Source organism: Mesorhizobium huakuii, assembly GCF_030160235.1.
Taxonomy (GTDB): domain Bacteria; phylum Pseudomonadota; class Alphaproteobacteria; order Rhizobiales; family Rhizobiaceae; genus Mesorhizobium; species Mesorhizobium huakuii.
The window spans coordinates 43,015-51,717 of sequence record NZ_BSNY01000045.1 but is presented as its reverse complement, the minus strand read 5'-3'; the positions used below and the strand labels follow the sequence as shown (position 1 = coordinate 51,717).

The window sequence follows — 8,703 nt, the reverse complement described above, 5'->3', positions numbered from 1 at the left end:
CCAACTACATTAATGATCGAAATGCGTTCGATTTCATATCCGCGCACCAACGCCCCAGGTGACCGAATACAAGGACGCTTGGGAGCTGAACTCGTCGGCTCGTGGGATCAACGCCGATGTCACCAACCAATACCTCGCCCAGGCCGGGGATTTTACGGCGTTGCTGGCCCAACTTCTATCGTTGCAGAATGTTCAGGCATCGCAGTCGTCCAAGCTGGTGCAACAGCCCAAGAGCGGCTCTCCAAACCCATTCTCTTGTGATCCCGCGGAACTGGAACGATTGAAGATCGATCGCGGCCGGTGGCTGCCATGCGCGGTTGAGAACGCGAGGGCAGGCTCGGCCGACAGCCGCTCGATGGTCATCACCAGTGATCCTGCCGGCGCTGCCAGCGTGATCGATTCTCTACAGCAATAGGAGGCTGACATGAAGAAATTCGCGATTGCTACCGGCATGGCGCTTTGGACGAGCGCGGGCTTTGCACAGATTGCCGTCATCGATGGCGCCAATCTCGATGTCGCCCGCAAGAATGCGGAGAACACCAACTCCATCATGGATTCGAACAAGGATATTCTGAGAAAGAGCCAAGAGATCCTGCAGGCTCTCAGCGGCAGTCGTGACGGTTCGCTCGGGATTGGACAAATGGGCCTCGGCGGCAATATGTCGATTGCCCAGGCTCCGTCATTCGGATCGATCCTGAACGGCGGCGCACTTTCGTTTGGTGGCCTGTCGCCCGAAATCCAGAAAATCGCTGGCGCCGTCATCAATGGGCTGCAGCTGGTAAAGCAGCTCCAGCAGATTGCCGGCAAGGAGACGAGCGCCGTCAACTCAGCCTACGGCGGCAGCGTCAACGTGGCCTCGCTGCTAAGCGCGCTGACGTCGCAGGCCTCGCAGGGCGTCACCCAGCGCCAACAGTCCCTGCAGTCCGCGAGCGGGCAGATTGGGCAGTCGCAGGACGTCAAGGGATCGGTGGACCAGAACACACGGATGCAGCTGGAAAACGCGCGCGCGGTCAACGAATTGATCGGCGTCCAGAATGGCGCGGTCGCGGCCCTGAATGAGAAGCTGAAGGGAGATCTTCTTCGCCAGAGCCAGGTGCAGAAGATGATGACGCCGCGCAACGTCAATCCGTTCGCGGAATTTGGCAAGAGCGGAGGCTAGCGCTTGTCGAGGCGGGCGTTGCGCATCTGCGCTGTGATTGGGCTCGGCGCAGTGCTTTTCGGATGCGCTAATCGCGAACTGAAAGCGCCGTGCGGGCCTTTGGCGTATGCCGACGTCGACGAATGCGGCCCGCTGAAGCCGGTCAATTCAACGCCGTTCGCCAGCATCATTGACGAGGATCCATGAACGGTCTTGCCGAAAGCATTCTCGGTGGCATTGACAACATCGGCGAGGACTTCGTCCGCACCGTCTATATGCAGTTGGGCAATGCGATGGGCAACGTCTTCACCCTCATGCTCACCCTCTATATCGTGTGGTGGGGCTATTCGATCCTGAGCGGGCGAGAGTCGATCTCGCCGCTCGAAGCGGCCTATCGCCTCGGCCGCGCCGTCATCATCTATATGCTGCTGACCGGATGGGGCACATTTTCCGCGACGATCTATCAGCTCGTGCAAAGCATTCCAGATGAGGTCGGCAAAGTGATCGTCGGCGCCGTGTCGCGAGCCACCGGCAATCAGCTCAGCGACCAGGCGGCAATTCCAGCGCTTATCGACAATCTCTACCAAGGGGCACAGGACGTCGCCAATCAGGTCTATAGCGGATCCTTCTACGACATTTTTGGCGCGCTGCTGTCGCTGCTCGTTCTGCTTTCAGCCATCATCTTCGCAGCGCTTGCCATTGCCGCAATCATCGCCGCCAAAGTGATGTTGTTCATCACACTGGCCTTGGCGCCGATATGGATCATTCTCTGGCTTTACCGCTGGTCCTCGCGCATGAGCGAAGGCTTCCTTTCGCTCACGACCTTCCTGATGATTCAGCAAGTCCTGATCTACGGCTTTCTCGGCTTCTACTTCTCGCTCGTAAACGCGGCGCTGAACACCGCCACGTCCGGTGGAGCGACCATGGACAGTAAGATGTCGCTGGTGCTGCCCTTGGTGCTGGTGACGATCATCGGGATCTACGTTCTCATGCAGATCCCATCGATTGCTTCGATCCTAAATGGCGGCGGGTATCTGAGCACCGTGGGCGCCCGCTACTCGTATGGGAGGTTCGGCAGAAACGCCGTGCGCTACTCCGGTGCTCGATGGGCCGCCGGCCGCGCCGCTCGGGGCGCCCGGCAGCTCGCGGCAAACAACTTCCGATCTCCGCGAGCAGCAAGGGCCGATGCCGCAACTCGGTCCGCCATCCAGCAAGGTGCGCGCGATAACGCCAGGCCTCTGGCCTAGAACACAAGAACGATCATCGATCGCGGCCCTAGATCAGGATTGCGTCGCGCAAACGAGGCAATAGTAAAGTGTCAACACCATCGGAAACGACTGCTAACAGCAGCAGCGAACTCGTCGACAAACGCTATTACAAGGCAGGCGCGACCTGGGAAGACGACACGCACAGGTCAATGCGGCGATCGCGTACATTGGCATGGATCGTCAGCGGCGTTTCCGGACTGGTGGCGGTGTTGTCGCTGCTGGCGCTCGTGCTGATCCTGCCGCTCCGGCAGTTCGAGCCGTATGTTGTGGAGGTCGACAAATCGACGGGCTACCTCGAGATCATGCGCGCGCTGAAGCCTGGAGATTTGTCCCAGAACGAAGCCGTCACGGCGGCCAATCTGGTGCGCTACATCAGGGCCCGCGAAACTTACGATTCCCGTGAACTGAAACAGAATTACGACCTGGCGCAGCTCTACTCCACCGATGCGGCGTCCAAGGATTTGACTTGGGCTTTCACGCCCGCAAATCCGCAATCGCTAGACAAGACCTATGGCAGCAATGTCACCATATCGGTCGAGATCAAGTCCGTTTCCCTGCTCAATCGCAACACAGCCTCGGTGCGCTTTGCCACGACGACGCGTCGGGACAATTCGTCCACGGCCGACAATTGGGTGGCGGTGATAAAATTCCGCTACACCTCGACGCCGCTCAAGAACGAATGGCGTTTCGACAACCCGCTGGGATTTCAGGTTACGGATTACCGCCGCGACCAGGAATCGGCGCCGGCCGCCGGGAGCCTGCAATGAGATGGCGCGCGGGCCTCACCCTGTCGGCCGCCCTTCTGCTCGGCACAATTCATGGCGCGGCCGCACGCGACGGCCGCATCCGATACGTCACCTTCAACAATGACGACGTGACGTCGGTGCGTGCAGCTCTCGGCATTTCGACGATGGTCGAGCTCAGCCCGACCGAAGTCATCGAAACCGTCTCCGCCGGCGACACGAAAGGCTGGTCGATCATCCCCAAACGCGGATCACGATTCCTCTTCATCAAGCCGCTGGAGCGCGATGCTTGGACCAATGTCAACGTTGTCACCAACCGGCGCGTCTATTCCCTGCTGCTGCAGGCTACTGACAATGACCGGGACCGGGCATCCTTCCAGGTCCGGTTCAAATACCCGGACGAGGATATCAACGCGCGGTTGCTCTCACAGGCCAAGGAGAGCGCTGCCGATCCGGATTTGAAGGATCTGAACTATGCCGATCTCAACTACGACTATGCCTACAAGGGCGACGACAGCTTGAAGCCGCGCACCGTATTCGACGACGGCACGAAGGTGTTTCTGGAGTTCAAGGGTGACATTCCGGCGATTTTTGTTGTCGACGACAAGCGCCATGAGTCGCTGGTCAACGTTCGCACGCAGGGCAAATACACCGTCATCGACAAGGTCGCACGGCAATTCACCTTGCGAGCCGATGGCAAGACGCTCTGCCTGTACAACCGCGCGCGACCCAACGCCATCGATCCCGTCGAGCAAGTCTACGGTCCAACGAAACTGACAAGCGGTTCCACCCTGTTCGGATCCAGCGGAGGGCGCTGATGACGCAGATCGATTATAACCAACTGGACGGCAGCCCAACGGTCGCGCGCCGTGGTGCGGGTGTGGCTACGAGAATCGCGCTGGTCAGCCTCGGCGTGGTGCTAGTAGGCGCGCTGATATGGCTGAACTGGCCTCGGGAGCCGGTATCGCGCGATCTTCGCAGCGAGGACGAGGAAAACTTCAACCCGCCGGAGTTTCGTCCACCGGCGTTGAACGAGCCGCCTCAACCTGCCGACGGCACGATCGACCAGATCGTGGTGCCGCCACCGGCCGCCGAGCAGAATGGCACGCAGCAGGCTGACAATGTCGATCAGACCGTGCAGGAGGGCGCCGACCTTGATGCGCAGCGGCGGGCACTGGAGGCGCAAATGGCGGCCGAGGAGGCTCGTCGCAAGGCCGAGGCGGAAGAAGCCCGCCGCAAGGCCGCGGCTGAGGACGAGGCTCGCCGCAAGGCCGAGGCCGCCGAGCACGAAAAGGCAGTGTGGGAACGCCTGCGGTCGAACCAGATGGTGACGAATGATGAAAACGGGTCGACGAATGCCGGCGCCCAGGCAGGACAGGTCGAAATCGCGCCCGACGGTCAGATCGTTCCGGTCCCCGGCGCCGACACTGACCCCAACAAGGCATTCCTAGCGCAGTCTGAGGCAAGTTCTTCCGGTATCGTCAAAGCCAGGGCCTTCCGACGCACCGATGCGTTGATCCCTGAAGGAACGATCCTTCGCGGCTATCTGGAAACCGCTGTTAACACCGACCTTCCCGGCGCCGTACGCGCTGTCGTGCGTGAAAATGTCTTCTCGCTCGACGGCAGGCGGATCCTCATTCCGAAAGGCTCGCGACTGACCGGGGAATATCGCTCGGGGCTTGCGCGCGGTCAGAAGCGGGTTTTCATCGTCTGGAACAGGGTCATCCGCTCGGACGGCATTTCCGTCGATATCAAGTCACCCGGTGCAGACGCGCTCGGCCGCGGCGGCATGGGCGGCCGTGTCGATACGCACTGGGTTGAACGGTACGGCAACGCCATCATGCTTTCCGTCGTTGGCGGCGTCTCTGAATATCTGTCCTCGCTTGGCGACAGCAGCCAGGATGGACAACAGCGCCAGGTGTCGACAATCGATCCCGTAACCGGTGAGACCACAACCGTAACTTATGGTGACAATGGCTCGCAGCGCGATGCCCGCAGCATCGCCTTTGACAAGTCATCGACCGCCCTGCAGCAACTTGCGCAAGAGGCGTTTCGCGACACGCAGAACATTGGCCCGACAGTCTACATCGACCAGGGCACATCAGTTGTCGTGCTGGTGCGGCGAGATCTCGATTTCTCGGATTTGTACGCCGATCCCGTTCAGGAAGAAGTTGCACGAATGAAGGCAGGTGGGCGGCCGAAGACCGCGATTGATCCGACGCCTCTTTACGCGACGCCAAAGGATCATTTTTATCCTGGCTATGGGAGCCCGGTGAAATGAACGCCGTGCATCCCCTCCCCGACCCTTGGGCAAGAGCCCCGGTCCTGCGTGCTCATCTGGAGCCAATATGGTCCTATTTGAACGAAGACTCAGTTTCCGAGATTGCGATCAACAGGCCGGGTGAATTGTTCATCGAACGCCTCGGCGCCAAGGAAATGGAGCACATCGTCAAGCGCGAGGTTACGCCCGGCTGGATTAGGCATATCTCGACGGGCGTCGCCTCGGCGACAAATCAGGTCATCAACGAAGAAAAGCCGGTCCTGTCTGCCGCGCTACCCTCGGGCGAGCGCATCCAATGCATCTTGCCGCCGGCGGCTCCCGAAGGCGGGGCGATCTCAATCCGCAAGCAGGTCATCATGGATATGAGCCTTGATGCCTACAAGGATCTTGGCGCATTCGAGAATACTGCGATCGGCAGCGGCCTGGCGCTTTCAACCGAAGAAAAGCGACTTGTCGAAATGGTGCACGACACGTCGCCGATGGACTTCCTGCAGTATGCGGTGCGCAACCGCGTCTCGATCGTCGTTTCAGGCGGTACATCGACCGGCAAGACGACGTTTTTGAATGCACTCTTGAAGGAGATCCCGGCTCATGAACGGATCATCACGATCGAAGACACTCGCGAACTGAGGCTGCCGGCTCCCAACAACGTCACCCTGATAGCCTCAAAGGGCGACCAGGGCCTCGCCAAAGTCTCTGCGCAACAGCTTCTCGAGGCCTCGCTTCGCATGCGACCTGACCGTCTGTTATTGGGCGAGTTGCGCGGCGCTGAAACCTTCGCGTTTCTCCAGGCGATCAACACCGGCCATCCTGGTTCGCTCACGACCGTTCATGCCAATTCCGCCCGGTCCGCCTACGAGCGGCTGGCGCTCATGGTCATGCAGGGCAGTACGGGGCTCTCACGCAGTGAAATCCTCGACTATTTGCGCGAGGTCATTCCGGTGGTCGTCCAGATGGTCCGCACCGAAGGCGGCCGGCGCGGCATCAGCGAGATCAAGTTCACCAAGGCGGAGACGATCTAGCGAGGCCCACCCATGCAGAAAATCGCAACAGCAATTTTCATGATGCTTATGGCGCTAGCCCTGGGCGCACTGCTCTTCACGGTCGCCTATGCCGCGACTGATTGGTATCGGACTGGCGCCCACGTCCTGTTCGACCAGCTGAACGCCAATCCCTGGCCGGTCGTTCGTCAGGCCTGGGCGGACACGATGGTGAGGAATTTTGACCGGGTACAATACGCCGTTGCAGCAGGCGCATTAGGGTTTCTGTTGCCACTGGTCAGCTTGTTTCTCATGCGCCCGAGAAAGCGCAATGACTCTCGCTTCATGACCATGAGCGACGTATCAAAAACCGGCCTGACGAAAGTGGGCGGCGTCTTCGTCGGTCGCGCCGGCGGCAAGCTCACCGAAATTCTGTCGCCCAGCCGCGATCACAGCTCCGGCAAAATCCGCTTGACGCAGCGCAAGCTGATTGGTGGCAAGAAATTGTGGATCGATGGCGATGATATCGGCGGCTTCGTCATCGGCCCGCCCCGCTCGGGCAAAGGCACGTCTCTCATCATCCCGAACGCCTTGACCTGGCCGCATTCGCTCGTGGTTCTCGACCTGCGCGGCGAGACCTATGCGGCGACTGCCGGTTACCGTTCGACCATGAGCCGCGTGGTGCGTTTCGCGCCAGCTGATCCGGACGGCAATACCGCATGCTACAATCCGATGGACTTCATCTCGCTGGACTCAGCACAGCGCGACATCGACCTTCGCAACATCGCTGCGGCGTTGTTTCCGCGCCCCCCGTCCAACGCGGATCCCTATTGGGTCAACGACGCCCGCCTGCTTTTTACCGGCATCGCGTCCTTCGTCATGGAATCGACTGCGATCCCGAACGAGAAGAAGACCTTTGCCACAATCCTCGAGATCATGAACGGCGCCGAGCAGCCGCTCCTGGAGTTCATCGGCTCGCTGCGCGAGGAACGCCGCCGCGAATGTTCGCATTTTACGCTGCAAACCCTGTTGCCGTATTTCGAAATGTCTGAGCGGCAGTTTTCCGGAATCTACGCGGGCGTCCGGACCGGCATGGCCCCCTTCCTCAACGAGCGCCTGATGCGAGCTACCTCGCGCAGCACGTTCGATATTCGCAAACTCAAGCGCGACCGGGTCTCTCTCTATCTCGACGTACGGCGCGAGCAGATCACGTCGCTTGGACCGTTGTTCAACGTCCTGATTACACAGATGATGAACTTCATGTCGGAAACCATGCCGCGTCCGGAAGAGCATCCGGTGCTTGTGCTGCTCGACGAGTTCCAGAACCTCGGCAAGCTCGAGAACGTGACCGAAATGGCGAGTGTGCTTGGCGGTAACGGCGTTTCGATGTGGTTTTTCGTGCAGTCGCTAAAGGCGGTAGACGAAATCTATCGCCAGGAAGGGCGCAAGACGCTCATCAACGCTGCTCGCGTGCAGATCTTTTTCGGTGCGCAGGACGCGGACGATCTGCGTTACGTTTCCGAGCAGCTCGGCGAAACGTCGGACGTGCAAAAGGACGTGACGCGCACCAAGGCGACGTTGTTCGACACCTATTACACGCGCTCGGAGCACCGTAAGGAAGTGCGGCGGCCCTTGATGAGGCCAGATGAAATCCGTACGCTCGACAAGAACAAGGTCATCATATTGCCGCGTGGGGAACTGCCGATCCTCGGCACCCGCAATTTCTATTTCGCCGACGGCCAGCTCGCCAAACGCGCGTTCATGCCCCTACCCGCCTCCACCGACGCTTCGCGCACGAAAAGCCCTGCATTGGACGCTTCCGCGGCGGTTCCATCTCCTGCGCTCCCGACGATTGTGCCGACAGCACCCACGTACCGCTCAGGCCTTGAGAAGACCCGGCTGCGGCGCGGCGCGACATTTGCAGCAAAGGCAGGCCGTATAGCTCCGCCTTCGGGCCGGCGCGCAATCGTGAAAGACCGGCTGAATGTAACAGTCGCCGCAGCCGTAGGAGGTCATGCCGTCATAGATTTTGCCGCTTTGGCAGCCAAAGCGGTGACAACACGCATAGCGCCCGACAAAGAAGCGGCGGTTTCGGCCATCCTGAACAAGGTGCGGTCTCTGCGCGCCAATGCATCCGACACCGAGACTTTCGATCGAAATCTGAGCATCGTCGAAGAAGCTTTGCCTGATCTAGTCGATGGGTAGGCTAGCATTCCGATGCGGCGGAGAAATCATTGTCTACCGTGACCTTGTTCGTCATGGCGGCGGAGGACATTGCCGCGCGTTTCGGGCG

At 60.0% G+C, this 8,703-nt stretch carries 9 protein-coding genes; 8 read left to right on the top strand and 1 reads right to left on the bottom strand.

The genetic code is table 11. From position 1 onward, the window contains the following. The first annotated feature begins 58 nt into the window (after positions 1–58). Both QQK95_RS22135 and QQK95_RS22130 read left to right on the top strand, forming a co-directional pair. On the top strand, positions 59–415 hold the full coding sequence (locus QQK95_RS22135; RefSeq protein ID WP_284276541.1) for a hypothetical protein: 357 nt from the start codon (positions 59–61) through the stop codon (positions 413–415). A 9-nt stretch (positions 416–424) separates the two neighbouring features. Continuing rightward, entirely contained in the window at positions 425–1,159 is a 735-nt protein-coding gene (locus QQK95_RS22130; protein WP_051726960.1) for a type IV secretion system protein, read from the top strand. On the opposite strand, the gene QQK95_RS22125 is transcribed toward QQK95_RS22130, so the two are convergent. Beyond that, entirely contained in the window at positions 1,156–1,329 is a 174-nt protein-coding gene (locus QQK95_RS22125) for a hypothetical protein (RefSeq protein ID WP_167365320.1), read from the bottom strand. The genes QQK95_RS22130 and QQK95_RS22125 overlap by 4 nt on opposite strands. A gap of 12 nt (positions 1,330–1,341) precedes the next feature. On the opposite strand from QQK95_RS22125, the gene QQK95_RS22120 reads away from it, so the two are divergent. From QQK95_RS22120 to QQK95_RS22095, 6 genes are all read left to right on the top strand, one after another. Continuing rightward, positions 1,342–2,385: a TrbL/VirB6 family protein gene (locus tag QQK95_RS22120; protein WP_038654449.1), complete on the top strand. Its 1,044-nt coding sequence runs from the start codon at positions 1,342–1,344 to the stop codon at positions 2,383–2,385. Between the two features lie 68 nt (positions 2,386–2,453). Then, positions 2,454–3,173 carry a VirB8 family type IV secretion system protein gene (locus tag QQK95_RS22115; RefSeq protein ID WP_038654446.1) on the top strand — a complete coding sequence of 240 codons (720 nt, stop codon included), beginning with the start codon at positions 2,454–2,456 and terminating at the stop codon, positions 3,171–3,173. Next, positions 3,170–3,967, top strand: a complete 798-nt coding sequence (locus QQK95_RS22110) for a TrbG/VirB9 family P-type conjugative transfer protein (protein ID WP_051726959.1) — start codon at positions 3,170–3,172, stop codon at positions 3,965–3,967. Before QQK95_RS22115 ends, QQK95_RS22110 begins: the two co-directional genes overlap by 4 nt. Further along, entirely contained in the window at positions 3,967–5,430 is a 1,464-nt protein-coding gene (gene virB10, locus QQK95_RS22105; RefSeq protein WP_051726958.1) for a type IV secretion system protein VirB10, read from the top strand. Before QQK95_RS22110 ends, virB10 begins: the two co-directional genes overlap by 1 nt. Beyond that, positions 5,427–6,452, top strand: a complete 1,026-nt coding sequence (gene virB11, locus QQK95_RS22100) for a P-type DNA transfer ATPase VirB11 (protein WP_038654443.1) — start codon at positions 5,427–5,429, stop codon at positions 6,450–6,452. The genes virB10 and virB11 overlap by 4 nt, the downstream gene beginning before the upstream one ends. A gap of 12 nt (positions 6,453–6,464) precedes the next feature. After that, the gene (locus tag QQK95_RS22095; RefSeq protein WP_038654440.1) at positions 6,465–8,615 is read left to right on the top strand and encodes a type IV secretory system conjugative DNA transfer family protein; all 2,151 of its coding nucleotides are present in this window, start codon (positions 6,465–6,467) and stop codon (positions 8,613–8,615) included. Positions 8,616–8,703: the final 88 nt, after the last annotated feature.

Bases quoted from the DNA above. Each gene is read 5' to 3' on its own strand.
- QQK95_RS22130 (WP_051726960.1), top strand. From the start codon at position 425: ATGAAGAAATTCGCGATTGCTACCGGCATGGCGCTTTGGACGAGCGCG.
- QQK95_RS22125 (WP_167365320.1), bottom strand. From the start codon at position 1,329: ATGATGCTGGCGAACGGCGTTGAATTGACCGGCTTCAGCGGGCCGCAT.
- QQK95_RS22110 (WP_051726959.1), top strand. From the start codon at position 3,170: ATGAGATGGCGCGCGGGCCTCACCCTGTCGGCCGCCCTTCTGCTCGGC.
- QQK95_RS22095 (WP_038654440.1), top strand. From the start codon at position 6,465: ATGCAGAAAATCGCAACAGCAATTTTCATGATGCTTATGGCGCTAGCC.
- virB11 (WP_038654443.1), top strand. From the start codon at position 5,427: ATGAACGCCGTGCATCCCCTCCCCGACCCTTGGGCAAGAGCCCCGGTC.
- QQK95_RS22120 (WP_038654449.1), top strand. From the start codon at position 1,342: ATGAACGGTCTTGCCGAAAGCATTCTCGGTGGCATTGACAACATCGGC.
- virB10 (WP_051726958.1), top strand. From the start codon at position 3,967: ATGACGCAGATCGATTATAACCAACTGGACGGCAGCCCAACGGTCGCG.